A 22,015-nucleotide genomic window follows, 5' to 3' on the forward strand; every position below is an offset into this window, starting at 1 on the left:
ATCAGGACAGCTCAATGTCCAGCCCGAGGTCCAGAACCGGCGCTGAATGTGTGATCCAGCCTGAAGAAATAAGGTCGACGCCGCTTTCTGCGACCGCCCTGACGGTGTCGAGTTCTATGCCGCCAGACGCTTCCAAAAGCACCTTGCCGTTTGCAATTCCGACAGCTTTCTCAAGCCTTTCGGGCGGCATGTTGTCGAGCATGACCACATCCGGCGCTGCAGCGAGGGCCTCTTCAAGCTGTTCCAGCGTGTCGACTTCCACCTCGATTTTGACAAGGTGTCCGGCAAAGGCCTTGGCTGCTTCGATCGCGTTTGTCACTCCACCGGCAACCGCAATATGATTGTCCTTGATCAACACGGCATCATCCAGCCCAAAACGGTGGTTGGCTCCCCCACCACACTTGACCGCGTATTTTTCAAAAGCGCGAAGACCCGGGGTGGTTTTTCGCGTGCAGACAATATCGGCTTTGGTGTGAGCGATCTGATCGGCAAACAAGGATGTAGCCGTGGCAATGCCCGACAGATGCCCGAGAAAGTTCAAGGCAACCCTTTCAGCAGCAAGCAATGCCCGCGCTGGTCCTTCAATATGCGCAACAATGTCTCCCGGTGCCAGCCGATCCCCGTCGTTGCGAGCCAGATCGAACTGCAACCTTGTATCGGTTTGCCGAAACGCGCTTTCAGCACATCCGGCACCCGCAAGCACACCAGGCTTTCGTGCTGCGATCACCGCGCGGGCGGTCGCAGTAGAAGGAAGTGTTGCCTGACTTGTGACATCGCCCGCCCTGCCCCAATCTTCAAGAAGTGCGGATTTAACCGCCTCATCGATCATGAGACGCGGGAGTTCAGGCAGTGTGTTGGGAGACATGCGCTCCTCCGGTCAAGCAGTTTCCAGAGCTTCGGCGGTCAGGGTCTCGACCTCGCTCAAGGTTGTATAGGAACGCTTTGCAAGATCGGGATGTTCCTGAGGGAAATCCTTGCGGAAATGGCCTCCCCGGCTCTCTTCCCGTTTCAGCGCCGCGGCCGCAATTATCTTGCCGGCGACCATCATGTTCCTGATCGATTGACGCACACAAATCTTTTCGGCGCGCACAATATCGCTCAAGGCTTCCTTCAGGCCTCCGGCGTCGCGAAGCACTCCGACATTCTTGGACAAGGTGGTTCGCAAAACAGTGATGGCATCACGTTCCTCAACGTTGCGCTGACTGGGAAGACCTGGAGCATCGTCCATTTCGTTCCAATAGGCGCTTCGAGGCGTCGGCATCAAACCCTGAATGTCTTCTGCGATCCTTGCAGCAAAAACGACGGCCTCGAGCAGAGAATTGGACGCAAGGCGATTTGCACCGTGAGCTCCTGTTGAAGCCACCTCACCGGCCGCCCAAAGACCGTCCAGAGATGTCCGGCCATTTGCGTCTGTCAGGACACCACCCATGTGATAGTGCTCCGCTGGCGCAACGGGCAGCAAGTCTTTTGACGGATCAATGCCGGCGGCCGTAGCTGCCTTGAAAACCGTTGGAAACTCTTCCTGAAACTTTGCACCAATCGCTTCACGGCAGTCGAGAAATGCCCCGCGTCCGGCCGAAACCTCTTCATGGATCGCCCGGGCAACAATGTCACGAGGGGCGAGCTCCAGGTCTGGATGGACCTTTTCCATAAACCGCTCGCCAGCCTTGTTCACAAGAATAGCGCCTTCACCTCGAAGGGCCTCTGTGGCAAGCGGGGCCGGATCTTTACCGACATCCAGCGCTGTGGGGTGGAACTGGACAAATTCGGCATCTGCGATCACGGCGCCAGCTCTTGCCGCCATCGCAAGTCCGTGCCCATTGGCCTCGTAAGGGTTTGTGGTCAGACCGAACAGGTGACCGACACCACCGGAAGCAAGCACCACCGCCTTGGCCGGAAAGGCCAAACGTTCAATGCCACCGCGCCGCCGCGCCAGAACACCGGTCACATAGCGGCCTTTGCCCAGCAAACTCTCGCCGATATAGCCCTCAAGAATACGGATAGACGGCGTCTTGCGAACGGCTGATATGAGCGCATCCATAATCGCCCGGCCGGCCATATCCCCGCGAACTCGAACCACCCTGCTGTGAGAATGGGCTGCTTCGCGCGAAAACTTCAGACGTCCTTCCAGGTCCTTATCGAACGGCACGCCGTAGGACAGCAGATCGTGAACCCGGTCACTGCCTTCACGGGTCATTTGCTCGACGATTTTCTCCTCGCAGATTCCACAACCGGCGACCAACGTATCGTCGCGATGCTCTTCAACAGAATCGGGTTCAGAGATTGCCGCGGCAATACCACCCTGTGCCCAGGCGGACGATGCACCTTGCCCGATAGGTGCATTGGTGATGACGGTCACCGGGCGCGGGCTGAGTTTCAGCGCACAAAACAAACCGGCAAGGCCGCCGCCGAGAATGACGACATCATCGACATCCTTGCCAATATAGGCAGGTGCAAAATCCTCAACCGAGACTTCCATGGGAACTTCCTGGAACAGAATGGGCTTGGCCCGAAAAGCTTCCGGATCGGCCGTCGCTTGTTACATCGACCGATCCTGAGCAGAACGCTTTATGCGGTTTAGACCGAAGCAGGTCAGATTTTCAAGTTGATCATCCGTTCAACCGCGGTTCGCGCTCTTTGAGCAATCGCCGGGTCCACAACGACTTCTTCCTTCATCTCCAGCAAAGATTCCAGGATCTTGTCCAAAGTGATCCGTTTCATGTGAGGGCACAAGTTGCACGGACGAATGAAATCCACCTCAGGCGTTTCACTGGCAACATTGTCAGCCATGGAACACTCGGTGATCATCATGACCTTTTCCGGTTGCCGGGTTTTCACCCAGTCGATCATGTGTGCCGTGGAACCTGCAAAATCAGCCTCGGCGACGACCTCCGGAGGGCATTCCGGGTGCGCAATGATCTTCACATTCGGTTCGATCTTGCGATAGTCACGCAGTTCCTCGGCGGTGAAGCGTTCATGGACTTCACAAGCGCCATCCCAGACGAGGACTTCCACATCGGTCTTGTTCCCGACATTGGCTGCCAGGTATTTGTCCGGAATCAGAAATACCTTGTCGACACCAAAACTCTCGACAACCTGAAGCGCGTTGGATGACGTGCAGCAGATGTCGCATTCAGCTTTCACGTCTGCGGACGTGTTCACGTAAGTGATGATGGGTACACCGGGATTGCGTTCCCGAAGTGCGCGCACATCTGCACCGGTGATGGATTCAGCAAGCGAACACCCGGCACGCATATCCGGGATCAGAACGGTTTTTTCCGGGCTGAGGATTTTGGAAGTCTCGGCCATGAAATGCACACCGCATTGAACGATCACATCCGCGTCCGTTCGCGTCGCCTCGATCGCCAGCTGCAGGCTGTCTCCCACAATGTCCGCAACCCCGTGAAAGATATCTGGTGTCATGTAGTTGTGTGCGAGAATAACAGCGTTGCGTTGCTTCTTGAGCTGGTTGATCGCATGAATAGTCGGCGCCAGTGCCGGCCACTCGATGGCCGGGATGATGTGCTTGACCTTTTCATAGATCGGCGCGGTCACCTTCGCGACCTCTGGCGTATAGCTCAGGTCAGGGCGCTCGATCTTGCCGTAACGCTCCAATGCTGTCGTTCCATTGGCGATCGGGGTTCCGACCGGTGCAGATGTCTGGGCGATGGTCATGGCGACCTCCCTAATGCGCGGGTCTTGCATCAGCATTTCTGCCCGCTTTGTATTATACTCTGACTGAGCATATATCGCGCAAAAGAAAACGGGCACGAAGACCCTGACCCTTTTGCTCTTTCAGAGTTTATATAGGCCTATTTTTCACTCAAATCCATCGTTTTTCCTTAAAAATTAGAACTTAGATTCATTTCCGTTAGATTTCAGGGCGTTAACGACAACTCTGACGTAGGGACAAGTAGCCAGCTAAACACCTGTCGGACCGAAGGTGTCCATTTCAGAACACATTCGGCTTGTTGATCAATTGATCAAAAATACGCGTTTTGCGATGACCGCCCCCTCACTTACCTTATCGTAAATTCACGATATGAGGTGTCCATGTCCGCCACGTCCAGCTTGCCCCGGCCGGGTCCCAATATTCCGCTGATCATTGCTTGCGGTTGCCTGATTGCCCTGCTCTCTTTCGGTCCGCGTTCGGCCATGGGTCTCTTTTTCCAGCCCATGACGGAAGCACGCGGCTGGAGCAGAGAAATTTTCGCCCTGGCCATTGCCATTCAAAACCTCATGTGGGGCATAGCTCAGCCGGTCGCGGGCATGATGTCGGATCGGTTTGGCACCTGGAAAACAATGACCTTCGGTGCACTGCTTTATGCCAGCGGCCTGCTGATGATGATAGATGCGCAAAGTGCCGTCGCTCTCCATGTATCAGCTGGTGTCCTGATCGGCCTCGGCATTGCGTTTTCGTCCTTCTCGCTTGTACTGGCCGCATTCGGCCGCGCCGTGTCGCCTGAGCAAAGGTCCCTGGCATTCGGGATCGGAACAGCTTCAGGCTCACTCGGACAGTTCCTGTTCGCACCGCTTGGCGGGGCGTTGATAGCGAATATCGGCTGGCAGCAGACACTGCTTGTCTTCGCAGGCCTGGTCGCGCTTGTCCCACTTTTGGCAATTGCCTTACGCGGCAAATCGGATCTTCCGAAAGAACAAAACCCGGCAAATGATCAGAAGCTGAGCGCCGCAGTGGCCGAGGCCTTCCGGACGCGTGGTTTCATCTTGCTGACAATCGGCTTCTTTGTCTGTGGTTTCCACGTTGCGTTCATAACCGTGCATCTGCCCCCATATATTGCCGATCTCGGACTGGACCCGGCGTGGGGTGCGACCGCTATTGCGCTCATTGGACTGTGCAACATCGTGGGATCTTTGGCAGCCGGTTATATAGGAGGACGCTATTCGAAGCCGATCTTCCTGTCGCTGATCTATATCGGACGCTCCATTGCGATATTTGTCTTCATCATGCTGCCGATCACACCGTTTTCGGTGTTGGTTTTCGCCGGCGTCATGGGGCTGCTTTGGCTGTCCACGATCCCGCCGACATCAGGGCTCGTCGCCGTGATGTTCGGTCCCCGTTACATGGCAACGTTGTTCGGCTTTGTCTTTCTGTCTCACCAGATCGGCTCTTTCCTGGGCGTTTGGCTGGGCGGCAAACTCTACGATGAAACGGGGTCCTACGATGCGATCTGGTGGTGCGGAATCGTCCTTGGCATTTTTGCAGCGATCATCCATTGGCCCATCGAGGAAAAACCGGTGCAGCGGCTGGCACAGGAAGCTGCAGAATAAAGAAAGGCGGGCCAAGGCCCGCCTTTTCCATTGTCGGTCTCGACGAATTTAACCCGCTACTTTTGAGAAGTCCGCGACGACGTGCGTCGCGTCCCTGATCTCGGCGAGCAGCTGCAAACGGTTGGTTCTCAAGACCTTGTCTTCCGCATTGACCAGAATATCTTCAAAGAACCTGTCAACCGGTGCACGCAGTCGGGAGAGCGCTTCCATGGCACCTTCGAAATCCTCACGTCCAACGGCTTCCGCCGCATCGGCACGGGCGGTGCCAATGGCGGCAGCCAGGTCGATCTCGGCCTTTTCCTGAAGATGGTCGGCATGCGGTTTTCCAGCAACCGGTGATCCGTCCTTCTTCTCTTCTGCGCGTAGAATGTTCACCGCACGTTTATACCCTGCAAGCAGGTTGGTACCATCGTCGGAGGAAATGAATTTCCCCAGCGCCTCGACGCGTTTGACCACCATCAACAAGTCGTCGCGGCCTTCGAGCGCGAAGACCGCATCGATAAGGTCATGTCGTGCACCTTCGTCCTTCAGGTGTACTTTCAGTCTGTCACCGAGAAACGCCAGCAGGTCTTCCGTCATACCTTCAGGGTCACTGATCGAGACGGAATGCAAATCAGCTGCTGACCGGATTGCTTCGCCAAGCCTAACGCGAATGCCGTTCTCCAACACAATTCTGATGACACCGAGAGCAGCACGACGAAGCGCATAAGGATCCTTGGATCCGGTTGGCTTCTCATCGATCGCCCAGAAACCGGCGAGCAGGTCGAGCTTTTCCGCAAGGGCGACAGCAATCGCCACCGGATCCGTCGGTACCGTGTCGCTTGGGCCCTGCGGCTTGTAGTGCTCCTCGATTGCCGCAGCAACCGATGCATCCTCCCCTTGCGCTTCCGCGTAGTAGCGCCCCATCAGTCCTTGAAGCTCTGGAAACTCGAACACCATTTGCGAGACAAGATCGGCCTTCGCCAGTTCCGCACCCCGCTTTGCTCTGCTTTCTTCGGCTCCGACAATCGGTGCGAGTTGAGATGACAAGGTCATCAGTCGCGTGACCCGGTCTCCGACGCTGCCCAGCTTTTCATGAAACTTGACTTCTCCCAGCTTCGGCAAATTGTCCGAGAGCCTGGATTTCAGATCGGTCTCCCAGAAGAATCTGGCGTCCGACAAGCGCGCTCGGATGACCTTTTCATTACCTGCAACAATCAGCTTGCCGCCATCCTCAGCGACAATGTTGGAAACCAGCACAAATTTGTTTGCCAGCCGTCCCGTTCCCGGATCCCTCATGACGAAGCATTTCTGGTTCACCTTGATTGTAAGCTGGATACACTCGTCTGGAATTTCCAAAAAGGCTTCGTCGAAACTGCCTGTCAGTACAACAGGCCACTCGACGAGCCCTGCAACTTCTTCCAGAAGTCCCGGGTCTTCAACGAGGTCCAGTCCCAGTGCCAGTGCCCGGTCCTTGGCGTCGTTGAGAATAATCTCTTTGCGGCGATCAGCCTCCAGAACCACCTTGTGCTTTTCAAGGCCCGTCGCATAGTCGTCGAACCGGCGTACATCGAACGATTTGTCAGCCAAAAAGCGATGGCCACGTGTGGTCTGGCTGGATTGAATGCCGTCAAATTCGAAGCGAACAACATCCGGTTCTTCCGTTTCAGGACCAAATGTTGCAACGATCGAATGCAAAGGCCGGACCCAACGCGTCGGTTTTGTTCCCCAACGCATGGACTTCGGCCACGGGAAATTTCGCAAAAGACCCGGCATGAAGTCGCCAATGATGTCGAGCGCGGTCCGGCCGGGCTTTTCAATGACGGCGACGTAAAAGTCGCCTTTCTTCGGGTCATTGTGAACAGAGGCCTGATCAATAGAAGACAATCCCGCTCCACGCAGAAAGCCTTCCAATGCCTTTTCCGGCGCACCGACGCGCGGTCCCTTACGTTCTTCACGCGTCGCTTTCGACCCGACCGGGACACCGGCCACATGTAAAGCCAGCCGGCGAGGTGTCGAAAATGCCTTGGCGCCTTCATAGGGCAGGCCAGCTTCCACCAGGGCATTGGTCACGAGAGATTTCAGGTCTTCAGCCGCCTTACGTTGCATACGGGCTGGGATTTCTTCGCTGAAAAGCTCAAGCAGAAGATCGGGCATGGAATTTCGGACCTTTGGCATTGGTGAGACATCACCGGACATGTGTGAGCGTCCGTTAGCAAGACAGCAGCCTCTTGTCACCCCTTTTCCCGGCAAACGTATCCTAAGTACTTCTGACGAGCATTGGTCGATTCCATTTAAATGCTTCACTCTTCTTCAAGAAATGCATGTGAAACTCGAGCTGCATTAAAGAATTTGATGTATTGAGGCCCCTCAGGTGATAAAACGAGAAGTTGCGGACAACCGTTACCTGGCACGATCAATGGTTGTATTACTTGCACTTGTACTTGCGAGTTTTGTCTTCCTGCAAATTTTTCCGGATATTTTTTTCAACACGGAAACAAACAACGATCAATTTCTCCTGAAAGTCATCACCAGCTCACTTTTGGCCGTCGCCTTCGTGGGGCTTGCTGTAGGAACCTGGGCAACACGCCGACTGCGCAAAGAATTGAAAGCGCGTTCCTCCGCACATAGCGAAGCTCTGGCCCTTGCACAGCACGATCCCCTGACCGGGCTTCCCAACCGCCGCAGGCTGCTGGAGGCTTTCAGCGACCTCAGCAGGGATCTTAAGCCGGACAGTTTCCGCGCAATCATGATGCTGGATCTGGATGGGTTCAAACCCATCAACGATGTCTATGGGCATGCGTTCGGTGACACGCTGCTCCGCAGCTTTGCGGACCGGCTGGCAGAAACGCTCGGCAAGGATGGAATTGTTGCCCGTCTCGGCGGCGATGAGTTTGCAATTGTTTCGCCCGTCTTCAAGGACAAGTCGGAAGCGGCAGGCTTCGCGCGCCGGCTCCTGACACGCATCAACGACCGGTTTGAGTTTGGCGAACGGCAGATCTCAATAGGGTCCGGCATTGGCATTGCTCTTTATCCGCATGATGGGCACGCCATCACGGAGTTGTTGCGCAGGGCTGACATTGCGCTCTACCGGGCCAAGTCGTCGGGCCGTTCGACTTATCGTTTCTTCGAAGTCGACATGGACGCGTCCATCCTGCACCGCACGCTCCTGGAACAGCGCTTGCGCAAGGCAATCGCCGACAAGGAAGTCAAAGTCCATTATCAGCCCATTCTGGACATGACTTCCGGTCGTATTGCCGGCTTTGAGGCGCTGGCCAGATGGACAGATGCTGACTTTGGAAAGGTTCCGCCACTGCAGTTCATTCCAATTGCCGAAGACTGCGGGATCATCTCGGAGCTGACACAACACTTGCTTGCTGAAGCCTGTAGTGTCGCAACAACCTGGCCGAAAGACCTCTACCTCTCTTTCAATCTTTCTCCCGTGCAGTTGCAGGACCCGGCCTTGCCGGATCAGATTCAGTCGATACTCCAGGCCTCGGGTTATCCACCCAAGAGCCTCGTCCTGGAAATCACGGAAACATCTTTGGTGAAAAATCCTGAGGCAGCAAAGCGGATACTCGGGGAACTGACCGAGACCGGCGTCTCCATTGCCCTGGATGATTTCGGAGCCGGGCACTCCAGTCTGAGTTATTTGCGTGATTTCCCCATCCAAAAAGTGAAGATCGACAAGTCCTTCACCGAGAGGATGCTCACGGACAAGCAATGCGCTGCGATCGTTGAAGCAATTCTCGTGCTCTCAAAGGGGCTCGATATCGATGCGGTTGCCGAGGGCGTGGAGGAAACGGATGTCCACGAGGCCCTCAACTCCAATGGCTGTCACTACGGCCAGGGGTTCCTCTACGCAGCTGCAGTCACCGCTGAAGATGCTGCGTCGCTGCTGGACTCGCAAATCGACGGACGATTGCCGTTCACCAGCAAAACGAGCGCAGCCTGAGCCTGGCCTCTTTTTTGCGTGGCCTTGCGCATAGCGGCCTTGGAAGTCATCCACCCAAGAACAGGATAATGATCGCTGCATTTGCAAGGTCGACGAAGAATGCTGACACCAGTGGCAGAATCAAAAACGCTTGGGTGGCTGGGCCATAGCGTTTTGTTACAGCTGTCATGTTGGCAATCGCCGTTGGTGTCGCACCAAGAGCGAAACCGGCAAAGCCTGCTCCCAATACGGCTGCATTGTAGTTCCGCCCCATCATCGGATAGACCACCAGAATGATGAAGAGCGCGGCCACCACAATTTGCGTTGCGAGAATAAGCATCATCGGTCCGGCAAGACCTGCAATTGTCCAGAGTTGCAAGCTCATGAGCGACATGGTCAGGAATATGCCCAGCGCCAGGTCTGAGAGTACTGCCAGTGACTGGCTTCTGGCCGGCCAGGTCATGTTCTTGAATACCAAAGGCACCGTATTGGATAGAACGATGCCGCAAAAAAGGCAGCAAACAAAAATCGGCAAATCAAGACCGATCCCGGTCACCAGTGCTTCCTGCAGACCAACGCCCAAAGCGATGGCAATGTTCAAGACAAGCAAGGAGCGCATCAGTCCCGTGTGCGTAACCTGTGCTACCGCTTCCCGTTCGGTTTCGATACCGATCATCGGCGCTTCTTCAGGCCGGTTCGGATCAGGCTTTGCGCCTTTTCGTTCAATCAGATAGTTGCCGACCGGACCGCCAAGCAAGCTTGCCGCAATGAGACCCAGTGTGGCTGTCGCCGCGCCGATTTCAACGGCTCCCATGACACCGTAGTCCTCAACCAGTTTCGGACCCCAGGCAATTGCCGTGCCGTGTCCGCCGACAAGCGAGATTGTGCCACCCAGCAATCCGAACCCTGTGGGAAGCCCGAGCGCAGCTGCGATCCCCGTCCCAACTGCATTTTGCAGCAACATGTAGCCGACTGTCAGGAACAGCAAAATCAGCAACGGTTTGCCACCCTTGGCCAAATCGGTAAACCGCGCATTCAATCCAATTGCGGTGAAGAAGACAAACAACAGATAATCTCTGGACTGCAGCGAAAACCCGATTTCCTTGCCGAAGGCGAGATAGACAATCAGCGCCAGCATTGCGACCAACAGTCCGCCGGAGACCGGTTCCGGAATATTATAGTGGCGCAAAAACGGGATTTTCTTGTTCAGTCTGACGCCCAGGAAATAGACCAGAATTGCCAGATTGAAACTTACGAATTCGTCGAATGACAGCGCATCCCCAGTCATTGCAATCCCTGTACAGCTATTAGACCTGACGGCCCGAGATCGAAATTCATTCAAACCTCTGTAGAGGTGGAGTCAAGTTCGGCTACCAGCCTCCGCCACCCCCGCCGCCGCCACCTCCGCCCGACGACCCGCCGGATGAACCCGAACTCGACGAAGAAGGGGCAGGCAATGAGGACTGGAAGGATCCTGCCATTGCGCTTGCAGTTGCTCCCACACTTCTTGAAATGTCGCGGGCATCAAAGGAACTGCCGGAATACCAATGAGGGTTATAGGACGCGGAGGCGGCCGAACCAGCTGCACTCGCAAGCCAGCTTTCAAACGCTTCGGCCCAGGGTTTTTCAACGTCCAGCGCAACCGCGTAGGGCAAGAGAGTTTCAAAATGAACGGTGCTCATATCCGGAACGCCAGTCATGTTGAGACGGTCTTTTTCAGCGACCGTGAGATAGAGCCGCAACCCTTCGATTTCGTCGAGTATGGCTCGGCCGTGACGTGTTGGAGCACCTATAATGGAGAAGAATAAAATGTTCCCTGAGATCAAGATCCCAACAACAACGGGAACGGCCTGCATGGTGCTCAATGCGCCTGTCACAAGCCCCGCCAAAAGCGATGCGCCAAAAAGAGCCACGCTCAAAAGCGCGAAGGTGAGCATCAATCTCCAGACCAACCGGGCACCTTGCAGGATGAGCAATCCGATGACCGCGGCAAATGCGGTGGCAAATACAGAGAAGAAAAGCAGCAGGATCAGGAATTCCCGCTCGTTCTCTGCGACCGGAACAAACACAAATAGGCCTGCAATGGTGAGAAGGCTGAGGAGAATGCCGGGAATAAGGTAGCCGCCATTGTTCCTGAAGTAGACGTTGTGGTTCTCGGAAGTTATGGCACTTGTAAATGTGCTGCCGAGCAACTGGATCGATTTGCCATTCCGCTCATTCAGCGTAAGTGGGTCGCCTCTGCGATGCAGCCACTTTTCTAGAGCCGCCTCCCCCCTTGGCAGACCTTCACCTGGCTTTCGGCCTTCCGAGCCCTCTGAAATCAGCGAAATCGTCATGTCTCCGTCGCTGTCATCAAGCTTCAAACGCCTCTTCACTGCCAAATTGAGGCAGGCCGCAGACAACGCGACCCAACCGCCGCTGAAGCCGCGCTTAAAGACATATCTCGCAAGCGCAGGAGACATTCCTGCCGGTGGTTTGAATCTGGGAAAGATAACGCCCTTTGCCGGATCACGCCCTGCCCTGAGCCAGGCCCAAAGGTAATACAGCCAAACCAGCAACACGCCCGCACCGCCGATCAGCTCGATCCTGAAATCGCTGGCAAGCTGCAACAGCTTCCGGGTACCGGTTGGCTGCGTGATCGACCCGACTGGCATCGTCACCACCACCGTCAAACCTTCTTCTGGCGAAAGCGGGCGTGTCGTGCTGAAAACAACTGCGCGGCCATTATCTTCAGGCTGCGCCGAAAAGTCTTGTCCAGTTGCTCCGAAGAAACCGGTGTAACCTGTCCAGTCGGTAGCCCTTATCCCTTCAGGCAAAACGACGCGTGCCGATGCCTTGTCAATTGGAAATGCCCATTCGTTGCCGGTAACGTTCCAATAGAGCTCATCATGAGATGAGAAAAAGCGTATCTGCCGGTCAGTTTCGTACTGGATCGTATAGGTATAGGTTCCAGGCCTTAGCAGGATGCTCTCTTCACCGATATAGATCCGGACCCCGGCTCCATTCTCCTTGGTAAAATGCGCTGCTGCGCGTCCGTCCTGCAATACGGAAAGCAACTTGAAACCGACCCTGTAGCTGCGCCCTCCTGCGCTCTTGGCAGTCAGTGGGATATCCCGGAAAATACCGCGCTTGATCTGGTCACCTTCGGCCTGCACCGTAATGGTTTCAGTGACGGTCAACGCGCCGCTGGCTGCAACTTCTATGTCTGAGACATAGTTCAGAATTCTCTCGTCCGCACCGGCACTCGCCATTGCAACAAGAAACCCGACCCATGCAAGACCAGATGCAATAAGGCTCTTCATCATGCTTCCCACGGTTCAGAACGTAACCTTGGGAACCGAACGTTCGGCATCGTCTTCGATTTCAAAATATTCAGCCTTGTCGAACTTGAACTGGCTGGCGATCAGGTTTGACGGGAAACTTTCAACAGCGACATTCAAGCCCCTGACCGCACCGTTGTAATACCGGCGCGCCATTTGGATGGCGTTCTCGATCTCATCCAGCGACTGATGCAAATCAGTGAAGTTCTGGCTCGCCTTCAGGTCAGGATAGGCTTCCGCGACAGCAAACAAACGCCCCAGCGCTTTTGTAAGTTCGCCTTCCGCCTTTGCCCGGCCTGCGATGTTATCTGCTGGAATTGAGCTTATGCTCGTGCGCAATTGGGTTACCGCGTCAAGCGTTTCCTGTTCATGGGAGGCATAGCCCTTTACCGTCTCGACAAGGTTTGGAACAAGATTGCTGCGGCGCTTGAGCTGGACTTCGATACCACTCCAGCCTTCCTCTACCATCTGGCGCTTTTTCACGAGCGCGTTGTAGAGAAAAATGACAAGTACAGACAGCGCGATCAAAAGCGCCAGAAAAAACCAGGCCATATGAAAACCTCCTAAAAAGTCTCGCGGAGGCTATCCGCTGCGACGCGGATTGTCATCACGCGGAGTGAATAGACAGGAAGGACGCCGCTGCATTCTGTTGACGGCATGCGGCCCCTATTCGGCACCTTCATATGAAGTTGCCAACGAGCTGGCCAGAACGCGTAGAGGCATTTCTGCCCGGACTCAACGCCCTGCCTTGCAACCGTAGAACGACGCTATTCGGCAGCCTGGTTGTGATACCCGACGCCGCCGGCTTCTGTTTCCAGAAAGGCAGCACCGCATGCCTTGGCCAATTCACGAACACGCAAAATGTAGCTTTGGCGCTCCGTCACGGAAATAACGCCGCGTGCGTCAAGAAGATTGAAGGCATGACTTGCCTTGATGCACTGATCATAGGCCGGCAGCACGACCTGGTGAACATTGGCTCCGGCCTCCTCACGGGCCTTGGCGCCTGCATCGAGTAGCGAACGGCATTCCGTTTCCGCGTCCTTGAAGTGCCGGAACAGCATTTCCGTATCAGCATGTTCGAAATTGTGCCGGGAGTATTCCTGTTCCGCCTGAAGAAAGACATCGCCATAGGTGACTTTTTCGTCGCCATCCATGCCGTTGTAATTCAGCTCGTAGACGTTATCGACGCCCTGAATATACATCGCGAGGCGCTCCAGACCATAGGTCAGCTCCCCGGAGACTGGCGAACATTCGAAACCGGCAACCTGTTGGAAATAGGTGAACTGAGAGACTTCCATGCCGTCGCACCAGCACTCCCACCCAAGCCCCCATGCGCCCAGCGTCGGACTTTCCCAGTCGTCCTCGACAAAGCGGATGTCATGCACCTTGGGATCGAGCCCGATAGCATAAAGCGAGTCCAGGTACAGTTGCTGCAGATTGTCAGGAGACGGTTTGAGGATAACCTGAAACTGGTAATAGTGTTGCAGCCTGTTCGGGTTTTCACCGTAACGACCATCGGTCGGCCGGCGCGAAGGCTGTACATAGGCAGCTTTCCAGGGCCTTGGTCCAAGCGAGCGCAATGTGGTTGCCGGATGAAACGTTCCTGCGCCGACTTCCATGTCATAGGGCTGCAGAACAACGCAGCCCTGGTCCGCCCAGAAGCGCTGCAATGTCAGGATCAGGCCCTGAAAGGAATTTTCCGGGCGCATGTGCGCCGGCACGGTTTCTGTCGACATGGGTATTCATTCCGCAAGAGGCTTTTGGCGGCAGGACGTCCTGCCGATGCGGTGCGAGAGGTGCCACGATGTGACCGCAAGGTCAAGGTGAGCGCAGCACCGCATTTATGGAGAAACAGTCAGCCCACTCCTCCTGAGGGTTGACGGTTCCCGACGGACAAATTACCAACGGGTCCGGCTCCAGGCGCCAGCTGCTCGCGGACTTGATGTCCAGGTGAAGATCTGGAACAGAAGACTTTCGTTCCTCCACGCGTTTCGTGCAGGCGGCAATGCGAGCTCCCCCTCTCAAGTGAAGCGCTAGATTTTGGAGAACGGAATGTCAGCCGACATGTCCCAGACCAATGCGTTTACGCAAGGACCACTTGTCCCCACTCTTTTGAAGACTGCCTTACCAATCATTCTGGTCATGAGCACAAACGGACTTTTGACCGTTGCCGATGCTATGTTTCTTGGCCACTTTGTCGGGCCGGAAGCGCTTAGCGCCGTCACCCTGATGTTTCCGGCCTACATGCTGCTCGTCGCAGCAGCGACGCTCATTTCGGGCGGAATGTCCAGTGTCCTTGCCCGTGCACTCGGTGGTGAGCGGATACCCCTCGCTCAAGGCGTTTTTGTTGGCGCTCACGGCCTGTCCCTGCTCGCAGGTGCGACGGCGCTTTTCCTTTTCACGATGATCGGTTACCCGCTCATCCTTGTGGCTGCAGAGGGGTCTGAGCCGATTGCCCGGATGGCCCATATTTATCTTGCGATCACAATATGGACCTCGCCCCTCCTGTTTGTACTGTCTGTGCAATCAGATGCCTTGAGGTGCGAGGGATATGTCATTCAGATGGCGGGTGTCAGTCTCTTTGTCTCGCTATCCAACATTGCGTTCAACTTTCTGCTGGTCGCCGTGTTGGACTTTGGCGTTGCAGGAACTGCCTATGGAACTGCGCTTGCGCAAGTGTTGGCGTTTGTTTTCGTGATTGGGTTTCGATTACGCTCCAATAGCGTCTTGAAACCTGAGGTCCTTCGCAATCATCCACTCACCGCGCACTGGGTTTCAATCCTCAAACTCGGTGCTCCGCAAAGCCTGAACTTTGCAGGAATTGCCCTTGGATCGGCCGCAACCTTCGCCTCCCTTCAGCATTTCGGAACTGAAGGCTATGAAGCAACTGTCGCCGCATTCGGTCTCATGACCCGTATCATGACGTTCGTGTTCTTGCCTCTCCTGGGTTTGACCCAGGCGCTCCAAGCCATGATCGGCAACAACTATGGTGCCGAAAAGTGGCAACGGTCGGACAACACACTACGCCTTGGGCTCCTAACTGCGTTCTTCTATTGCCTTGGTGCCCAGGTTTTGCTGACGTTTTTTGCCCGGCAAATAGGTTTCTTGTTTGTCGAGGATGCAAGGATCGTTGGGGAGTTGGACAGGATCATGCCTATCAACATTGCGATGATGCTGGTAACTGGACCATTCTTCGTTATTGCGGCCTATTTTCAGGCTCTTGGCGATGCCGGACGTGCTGCATTGATCAGTCTGATCAAGCCCTATCTTTTCTTTCTGCCGCTGTTGTTCATATTGCCGCAGTATTTCGGGGAAGTCGGCATATGGCTTGCCGGTCCAGCAGCCGAATGTCTGCTGCTTTTGCTGACGGTGGCCGTTCTCAGGTCAACTGCCCGAACAAACTCCGCGCGCTGGGGGCTGTTTGTCGCTTCAGCAGCCAAATAACGTCAAAACAAATTGTGGGCGGGGCACTTCGCTCCGCCTGCTTTCTTCAATTGCCAGGCCGGTATTTGCCACTTACCGGATCAAGCACCAGCTTGGTTCCACGTCCGTTGGGATCTGCGTTGGCAGCTGCTTTGGAGATCTGATTTTCAACTTCGGCCATCTTGCGCTTGACCCGTTGCACAATCCAATAGCCACCAACGGCCAATGCCGCCACACCAATCAATTCCGTCATCTTCTGTTCCCCTTCTCGACCGGAAGATCACATCCGTATTGTGCCTTTTTAAAGGCCATAGCGCATCCAGAGCGCCCGGTCCTCAACGGCGGCAATAAGGTCCTGTCCAAGACCTTCCGTCAAAGACTTGCCTGACAGAGCGACACCCAATCCGGCTTTCCTGCCGAACAGTCCTCTTGGTGCTGCCACGAGCTTCGGCTCGGCTTTGTCGCCATATCGATCCCTGATTACCCCGCGCAAATCGCCGATTCCATCGACCAGGCCGAGTTCGACCGCTTTCCGCCCTGTCCAGAACTTGCCGGTGAACAGGTCCGGATCGTCCGTCAGAATGTCACCCCGGCGCGACTTGACGATGTCGATGAAGGTGTCATGGATTTCCTGTTGCAGTGTCTTCAGATATTCAATGTCCTCCGGCACCTCGGGCTGGAAGGGATCAAGCGTGACTTTCTTTTCCCCAGCGGTATAAACCCGGCGATCAACGCCCACCTTCTTGATCAGTTCCGTGAAACCGAAGCCGGCCGCGACAACGCCGATGGAGCCGACGATCGAAGAGGGGTCAACAAAGATCTCATCACCAGCAAGCGAAATCATGTAGCCACCGCTAGCGGCGACATCCTCAACAAAAACCAGGACTTCCTTTTCATTTTCCTTTGCAAGATCGCGAATGCGCTTGAATATGAGCCGGGACTGGACAGGAGACCCACCAGGCGAATTCACAATTATCGCGACGGCGGGAGCTTTCTTGATCGAAAAGGCTTTTTCCAACGGCAACGCGGCTGTTGCGAGAGAAAGGCCAGTGCGCATCGGGCTGTTCATACCGATGGCCCCTTGAAGTCGGACGACCGGAACAACCAGTTTTTCGTTTCGGAAACGTTTGGGGAGATAGCGGCGAAGAGAAGAAAGCACGCGTAATAAGTCCTGACAGAGTTCACAAACTCTTTCCGATATATGTATCGGGGCCGGACTTTCAAAGGCTGCGATACCGGGAAAATCGGCCGACCGGTATCAACCAATGATCAATGTATGCTCATGCCCCGAAGGCACTGATCTTCTTTTTTCGAACCGGTTTCGGTTTTGGCGTGGCTTTTTCTTCCCGAAGTTTTTGGATCAGCTCATTCGGTTGCGGAACTGTTTCAGTGGCAAATGGCCAACTGAGTTGAACGCCTGCCTGACCATTCTTGTGCCACACTATCCGTCCCGCGACCGGCAAATCCAGACCAGGTATGGATATGTCGATGTTGTCAGGCAGACGTGTGAGATGTTCCCCTTCGAGGCGGCAGCCAGACCGGCTGGCATCCACAATCCGGCATTTCATTGAAACCGGGTTGGTTTTGCCGCAAACAATGGCGGTGATCCAGACCGGGCGACGGATCTCGCGGCGCTTGTCTTCTAAGACGGGTTTGTTGACCGCAAAGGAGATCTGCGCTTCATTGTCGCCATAGGCAATGACTGAGCCATGCAATAGCTTGTCGAATCCGTCAATGCGGAGCCCGACTTCTTCTTTCAGAAGATCAACCTTGTCGGAAACGATCCAGCAGCCGTCATCCGTCAACTCGCGAGCAGCGACTTCGAAACAAGACATATCTGCAAGATCGACGATCAGTGCGGACATCCCTTCCGCAGCGTTCGTCGCAATGGCCAAGTTGTTCAATTTATCCCCCGAAATAATGACAGGGATCTTACAGGTTCGTAACTGAATTCTGAGTTAACGCAGGGGGTTAACACACTCTTGCCAGCCTAGCACAGGCTCTCTTTTTCCGATTTCAAACTCTGCGTTTCAGGTTCAGCAGGTAGGCCTTAAGCCCTGTTTCCCGAAATCGATTGAGGGACGAAAAAGTCTCAGTCCGCCTCCTTACGGCGCTTGACGCCAAATCCACTTGAATTGCTCTTGGGTTTGTCTTTCACGCCTGCCTTTCCAGCGAGGTCAGGAGGCTTGATGCGGGTTTCGGTTATGTCCCCGCCATTGGCAAATTGCCAGGTCAGCTTCACACCTGCAAAGCTGGAGTTTCGCCAGACAATTTCACCTTTGACCGGCATATCGAGGCCGGCAATCTGCAGTTTGATGTTTTCAGGGAGTGCTTCAAGGCCTGTGCTCGACAATCGACACCCGGACTTGCTGGCGTCGACGATGTCGCATCTGACGCCATCATCAGACTTGTGGCCACTGACCCAAGCCGGAATAGATACCGACTTGCGCGGCTCTCTGCGCTTTTCGACCTTGCTCTTGTCTTCGACCTTGAAGGACACATAAACGCTGCCGTCTTCGACCTTCTCGACACGGCCTTTGATCATCTGCTCCATGTCAGCAAGGCGAATTCCTACCAATTGACCGACTTCGGTCAACTTGCCGGAGCGGATCTCACAACCGGACTTGTTGAATTTCGACGCGGTGGTTTCCTCACACGCGAGCGTGTCGAAATCGAGAACAAGAACCGGCTGACCCGTGATTTCACGACCGTCTTTGACTGTCTCGGACAACGTGCCCTCCCTGGTCCTGGCGCACGAGCATGCCGCGCGCGGGCGGAAGAGTTTCAAGCGTCAAATATTAGGTCATATCCGATTTAACAGGGTCTAAATATTTCCACGAACCCGACAGTTAAACTTTGCAAATTACGACGAAAAGGAGAATCCTACTGTGTATCCCTCAAGTTGATTTCAAATTGATACACCTGACCGACTTACGACTAGAAGAATTACCTAGGGAAGGTCGCAAACCGAACCTGAACGAGCACTTTATTTTTTCAGGCTCTGTCTGATCGCCAGAAAATCCCGCCACGAAAGACGTTTCTCCAGTGGGCTGCGAAGAAGATATGCTGGATGATATGTGGCGATCGCGGCAATTTCCTTGCCGCTACCAGGATATGCCATCCACCGACCACGCATCTTGCGAATACCATCTTGAACGCCAAGCAAGGTCTTGGCTGAGGCTGCGCCGAGAAACACGAGGACATCCGGGTTCACAAGTTCGATTTGCCGTTTAATAAACGGTTTGCAGATCTCGGTTTCCTGCGGCGTGGGCGTCCGGTTGCCAGGCGGGCGCCAAGGCACGACATTGGCGATATATGTTGACGATCGCTCCATACCGATCGCGTCAAGCATGCGATCAAGAAGCTGTCCAGACCGGCCCACAAAGGGCTTGCCCTGCAAATCCTCATCCCGTCCAGGTGCCTCACCGACGAACATCAACCTCGCATCAGGGTGACCATCGGCAAACACAAGGGTCTTGGCTGTTAGTTTCAAATTGCACCCGTCAAAGGCTTCCAGACATGTACGCAACTCTTCAAGAGATGTTGCGGATGCAGCGATATCCCTGGCCGCCGCGACAATTTGAGCATCAGGCAGCACCGCAGCAAGCTGTTCACTCTGCTTTGCCGCAGGTGCAGCCGGAGTTATTGGCGCTTGGGCGTGGCGCGTGTCCCTCTGTCGCTCTGCAACAACCGCTGAGGGTGAAACGCTTGACGGAGCTGTCTCTGCCTTCGTTTGCCGAAACTGCTCTGCCTGCTTGCTGGTCAACTCGTACCAATCAAGTGGCGTATCACCCATAAAACAGTCCACGCCCGCACTGGAGTAAAAATCCAATAGGGCTTCCAAGTGAGACGTATCGATTGGGTTTTGCTGCACTACCATTACCTCTGGCGGCCGAGTTTAGTCAGCGAGCGCAACAGAGCAAGAGCGCCTGGCCCCACTTCGCTGCCCGGCCATCGTTATCCAACGAGTATGCACAGTCTCGACGAAAGACTTCTATATTACGTTTACGTAAACGTTACTTTCTCCTCTTGACGCCCAGACCCTGCTTTGGTCTATCTGGGCCTCAAATGGAGTGAACTGAACTCAAATTGCCTCTTAAAGACAAAAATTGTCGTGTTTTGCGCTGCAAAATGAGGCAAAAGGGCGTTATGGGCGTAGCCGTGCCCCTTTTGGGCGGAGGGAGAAAAAGATGAGCGAACAAGACGTGCTTGGCGAACGCGAGAGCATGGATGTCGATGTCGTGATTGTGGGCGCAGGCCCGGCAGGTCTTGCAGCTGCGATCAGGCTGAAACAGCTCGCCAACGAAAAGGGCGAGGAATTGAGTGTCGTGGTCCTGGAAAAAGGATCGGAAGTTGGCGCTCATATTTTGTCGGGCGCTGTAATCGACCCAATCGCACTGGATCAGCTTCTTCCGGAATGGCGCGACGAGGACACGCCCATCAAGACGCCCGTAACAGCAGACCACTTCCTGGTGCTCGGCCCGGCCGGTTCCATGCGTCTGCCAAATATGTTCATGCCCAAACTCATGGGCAACCATGGCAACTACATTGTTTCGCTTGGCAATGTTTGCCGTTGGCTTGCTGAAAAAGCTGAAGCTCTTGGCGTGGAAATTTATCCCGGTTTCGCCGCTGCAGAATTGCTTTACGACGACAAAGGAAACGTCGTCGGTGTTGCCACTGGCGACATGGGTATTGGCCGCGATGGAAAACCGAATGCCATGTTCACCCGCGGTATGGAACTCAGAGGCAAATATACGCTGATCGGAGAAGGCGCGCGCGGATCGCTCGCCAAGCAGCTGATCGAGAAATTCGATCTCGACAAAGATAGCGACGTAGCCAAATTCGGTATCGGCATCAAGGAACTATGGCAGGTTGATCCGTCGAAACATCGACCAGGCCTGGTGCAGCACTCATTTGGATGGCCGTTGGACGGCAAGACCGGAGGAGGCTCGTTCCTCTATCATCTGGAAGACAACCAGGTGGCGGTCGGTTTTGTGGTTCATCTCAACTACGAAAATCCGTGGCTTTCACCGTTTGATGAATTCCAGCGCTTCAAAACGCACCCTGCCATTTGTGAAACCTTTGAGGGCGGCAAACGTATTTCCTATGGTGCGCGTGCGATTACGGAAGGCGGCTATCAGTCAGTGCCGAAGATGTCATTTCCAGGTGGCCTTTTGATGGGATGTTCAGCTGGTCTCGTCAATGTGCCCAGGATCAAGGGTTCGCACAACGCGATGCTGTCCGGAATGCTGGCCGCCGAAGAAGTGATGTCTGCCATCGGGCGTGGAGAATCCCATTCGGAATTGACAAATTACGATACGGCTTGGCGCAACAGCCCTATCGGCGACGATCTGAAAAAGGTGCGCAACGCAAAACCGCTCTGGTCGAAATTCGGAACCTGGCTTGGAATAAGCCTTGGTGGCCTGGACATGTGGACCAACGAGTTGTTCGGTTTTTCCTTCTTTGGAACAATGAAACACGGCAAAAAAGACTCCGAGACGCTGAAACCGGCCAAGGACTGCAAGAAGATTGACTATCCGAAGCCAGACGGCGTGATTTCCTTCGACAAACTTTCGTCTGTGTTCCTATCCAATACCAATCACGAGGAAGACCAGCCGATCCACCTGAAGGTGAAGGATGACGTTCTTCAGAAGTCTTCCGAGCACGACATTTTTGCCGGCCCCTCAAACCGTTACTGCCCGGCTGGCGTTTATGAATGGGTGGAAGAAGGTGAAGACGCCCCGAGGTTCCAAATCAATTCGCAGAATTGCGTCCACTGCAAGACATGTGACATCAAGGACCCGAACGGCAACATCACCTGGACCGTACCGGAAGGAGCCGGCGGGCCCAACTACCCCAACATGTAGCTGAAACTTCCAACAATCAAAGTTGAGCCACGGCAGGTCCGTGGCTTTTCTTTTTTGCTCGCAGCCCCTTTCCCCAGAAACAAAACAGCACCGGAAAGACGCCTTTCCGGTGCTGCAGTCTTGCGGCCGATGGGTCGTATCAAGCCGGTATCAGTGGGGGGCCGGCTTGTTGCGGTTGTCCATTGCGCAACGCTGAGGAGCGG

Annotated in this window: 17 protein-coding genes; 4 read left to right on the forward strand and 13 right to left on the reverse strand. The window is 54.8% G+C overall.

The features are described from left to right. Position 1 precedes the first annotated feature (1 nt). The 3 genes from nadC to nadA form a co-directional block, all read right to left on the reverse strand. Positions 2 to 865: a carboxylating nicotinate-nucleotide diphosphorylase gene (nadC, locus tag K1718_RS22305; RefSeq protein WP_265680803.1), complete on the reverse strand. Its 864-nt coding sequence runs from the start codon at positions 863 to 865 to the stop codon at positions 2 to 4. 12 nt (positions 866 to 877) lie between these two features. Further along, on the reverse strand, positions 878 to 2,479 hold the full coding sequence (locus K1718_RS22310; protein WP_265680802.1) for an L-aspartate oxidase: 1,602 nt from the start codon (positions 2,477 to 2,479) through the stop codon (positions 878 to 880). Between the two features lie 113 nt (positions 2,480 to 2,592). After that, a complete protein-coding gene (gene nadA, locus K1718_RS22315) occupies positions 2,593 to 3,675 on the reverse strand; it encodes a quinolinate synthase NadA (RefSeq protein WP_152503041.1) in 1,083 nt (360 codons plus the stop codon). Between the two features lie 378 nt (positions 3,676 to 4,053). On the opposite strand from nadA, the gene K1718_RS22320 reads away from it, so the two are divergent. After that, positions 4,054 to 5,289 (forward strand): MFS transporter, encoded by a 1,236-nt coding sequence (locus tag K1718_RS22320; RefSeq protein WP_265680801.1) that lies wholly within the window; start codon positions 4,054 to 4,056, stop codon positions 5,287 to 5,289. A gap of 48 nt (positions 5,290 to 5,337) precedes the next feature. Here the strand turns inward: K1718_RS22320 and glyS are convergent, their stop codons facing one another. Further along, positions 5,338 to 7,425, reverse strand: a complete 2,088-nt coding sequence (gene glyS, locus K1718_RS22325; RefSeq protein ID WP_265682502.1) for a glycine--tRNA ligase subunit beta — start codon at positions 7,423 to 7,425, stop codon at positions 5,338 to 5,340. Positions 7,426 to 7,687: 262 nt separating this feature from the next. Here glyS and K1718_RS22330 point away from each other — a divergent pair, with 262 nt between their 5' ends. Beyond that, positions 7,688 to 9,223 carry a putative bifunctional diguanylate cyclase/phosphodiesterase gene (locus K1718_RS22330; RefSeq protein ID WP_152503043.1) on the forward strand — a complete coding sequence of 512 codons (1,536 nt, stop codon included), beginning with the start codon at positions 7,688 to 7,690 and terminating at the stop codon, positions 9,221 to 9,223. Between the two features lie 46 nt (positions 9,224 to 9,269). Here K1718_RS22330 and gltS read toward each other — a convergent pair whose 3' ends face one another. The 4 genes from gltS to K1718_RS22350 all read right to left on the reverse strand — a co-directional run bounded on the left by gltS (position 9,270) and on the right by K1718_RS22350 (position 14,231). Then, positions 9,270 to 10,490 (reverse strand): sodium/glutamate symporter, encoded by a 1,221-nt coding sequence (gene gltS / locus K1718_RS22335; RefSeq protein ID WP_152503044.1) that lies wholly within the window; start codon positions 10,488 to 10,490, stop codon positions 9,270 to 9,272. Between the two features lie 82 nt (positions 10,491 to 10,572). After that, positions 10,573 to 12,507 carry a DUF2207 domain-containing protein gene (locus tag K1718_RS22340; protein WP_335343007.1) on the reverse strand — a complete coding sequence of 645 codons (1,935 nt, stop codon included), beginning with the start codon at positions 12,505 to 12,507 and terminating at the stop codon, positions 10,573 to 10,575. 12 nt (positions 12,508 to 12,519) lie between these two features. Then, positions 12,520 to 13,074, reverse strand: a complete 555-nt coding sequence (locus tag K1718_RS22345; protein WP_152503045.1) for a LemA family protein — start codon at positions 13,072 to 13,074, stop codon at positions 12,520 to 12,522. Positions 13,075 to 13,289: 215 nt separating this feature from the next. Further along, positions 13,290 to 14,231: a glycine--tRNA ligase subunit alpha gene (locus tag K1718_RS22350; RefSeq protein ID WP_265682499.1), complete on the reverse strand. Its 942-nt coding sequence runs from the start codon at positions 14,229 to 14,231 to the stop codon at positions 13,290 to 13,292. A gap of 343 nt (positions 14,232 to 14,574) precedes the next feature. On the opposite strand from K1718_RS22350, the gene K1718_RS22355 reads away from it, so the two are divergent. Then, the gene (locus K1718_RS22355; protein ID WP_265680800.1) at positions 14,575 to 15,966 is read left to right on the forward strand and encodes an MATE family efflux transporter; all 1,392 of its coding nucleotides are present in this window, start codon (positions 14,575 to 14,577) and stop codon (positions 15,964 to 15,966) included. 46 nt (positions 15,967 to 16,012) lie between these two features. Here the strand turns inward: K1718_RS22355 and K1718_RS22360 are convergent, their stop codons facing one another. The 5 genes from K1718_RS22360 to K1718_RS22380 form a co-directional block, all read right to left on the reverse strand. Further along, on the reverse strand, positions 16,013 to 16,198 hold the full coding sequence (locus K1718_RS22360; protein WP_152503047.1) for a hypothetical protein: 186 nt from the start codon (positions 16,196 to 16,198) through the stop codon (positions 16,013 to 16,015). A gap of 48 nt (positions 16,199 to 16,246) precedes the next feature. Beyond that, positions 16,247 to 17,104: a S49 family peptidase gene (locus tag K1718_RS22365; RefSeq protein ID WP_265680799.1), complete on the reverse strand. Its 858-nt coding sequence runs from the start codon at positions 17,102 to 17,104 to the stop codon at positions 16,247 to 16,249. Between the two features lie 121 nt (positions 17,105 to 17,225). Further along, on the reverse strand, positions 17,226 to 17,849 hold the full coding sequence (locus K1718_RS22370; RefSeq protein ID WP_265680798.1) for a PilZ domain-containing protein: 624 nt from the start codon (positions 17,847 to 17,849) through the stop codon (positions 17,226 to 17,228). A 188-nt stretch (positions 17,850 to 18,037) separates the two neighbouring features. Continuing rightward, positions 18,038 to 18,676: a PilZ domain-containing protein gene (locus K1718_RS22375; RefSeq protein ID WP_265680797.1), complete on the reverse strand. Its 639-nt coding sequence runs from the start codon at positions 18,674 to 18,676 to the stop codon at positions 18,038 to 18,040. 255 nt (positions 18,677 to 18,931) lie between these two features. Then, positions 18,932 to 19,825, reverse strand: coding sequence for a uracil-DNA glycosylase (locus K1718_RS22380; RefSeq protein ID WP_265680796.1), 894 nt, complete (start codon positions 19,823 to 19,825; stop codon positions 18,932 to 18,934). Between the two features lie 310 nt (positions 19,826 to 20,135). On the opposite strand from K1718_RS22380, the gene K1718_RS22385 reads away from it, so the two are divergent. After that, positions 20,136 to 21,812: an electron transfer flavoprotein-ubiquinone oxidoreductase gene (locus K1718_RS22385; protein ID WP_265680795.1), complete on the forward strand. Its 1,677-nt coding sequence runs from the start codon at positions 20,136 to 20,138 to the stop codon at positions 21,810 to 21,812. The last annotated feature ends 203 nt before the right edge of the window (positions 21,813 to 22,015 follow it).

This window comes from Roseibium porphyridii (assembly GCF_026191725.2).
Lineage (GTDB): Bacteria > Pseudomonadota > Alphaproteobacteria > Rhizobiales > Stappiaceae > Roseibium > Roseibium porphyridii.

Excerpts from the sequence above, each read along its gene's own strand:
- nadC (WP_265680803.1), bottom strand. The coding sequence starts at position 865 with ATGTCTCCCAACACACTGCCTGAACTCCCGCGTCTCATGATCGATGAG.
- K1718_RS22310 (WP_265680802.1), bottom strand. The coding sequence starts at position 2,479 with ATGGAAGTCTCGGTTGAGGATTTTGCACCTGCCTATATTGGCAAGGAT.
- nadA (WP_152503041.1), bottom strand. The coding sequence starts at position 3,675 with ATGACCATCGCCCAGACATCTGCACCGGTCGGAACCCCGATCGCCAAT.
- K1718_RS22320 (WP_265680801.1), top strand. The coding sequence starts at position 4,054 with ATGTCCGCCACGTCCAGCTTGCCCCGGCCGGGTCCCAATATTCCGCTG.
- glyS (WP_265682502.1), bottom strand. The coding sequence starts at position 7,425 with ATGCCCGATCTTCTGCTTGAGCTTTTCAGCGAAGAAATCCCAGCCCGT.
- K1718_RS22330 (WP_152503043.1), top strand. The coding sequence starts at position 7,688 with ATGGTTGTATTACTTGCACTTGTACTTGCGAGTTTTGTCTTCCTGCAA.
- gltS (WP_152503044.1), bottom strand. The coding sequence starts at position 10,490 with ATGACTGGGGATGCGCTGTCATTCGACGAATTCGTAAGTTTCAATCTG.
- K1718_RS22340 (WP_335343007.1), bottom strand. The coding sequence starts at position 12,507 with ATGATGAAGAGCCTTATTGCATCTGGTCTTGCATGGGTCGGGTTTCTT.
- K1718_RS22345 (WP_152503045.1), bottom strand. The coding sequence starts at position 13,074 with ATGGCCTGGTTTTTTCTGGCGCTTTTGATCGCGCTGTCTGTACTTGTC.
- K1718_RS22350 (WP_265682499.1), bottom strand. The coding sequence starts at position 14,231 with ATGCGCCCGGAAAATTCCTTTCAGGGCCTGATCCTGACATTGCAGCGC.
- K1718_RS22355 (WP_265680800.1), top strand. The coding sequence starts at position 14,575 with ATGTCAGCCGACATGTCCCAGACCAATGCGTTTACGCAAGGACCACTT.
- K1718_RS22360 (WP_152503047.1), bottom strand. The coding sequence starts at position 16,198 with ATGACGGAATTGATTGGTGTGGCGGCATTGGCCGTTGGTGGCTATTGG.
- K1718_RS22380 (WP_265680796.1), bottom strand. The coding sequence starts at position 19,825 with ATGGTAGTGCAGCAAAACCCAATCGATACGTCTCACTTGGAAGCCCTA.
- K1718_RS22385 (WP_265680795.1), top strand. The coding sequence starts at position 20,136 with ATGAGCGAACAAGACGTGCTTGGCGAACGCGAGAGCATGGATGTCGAT.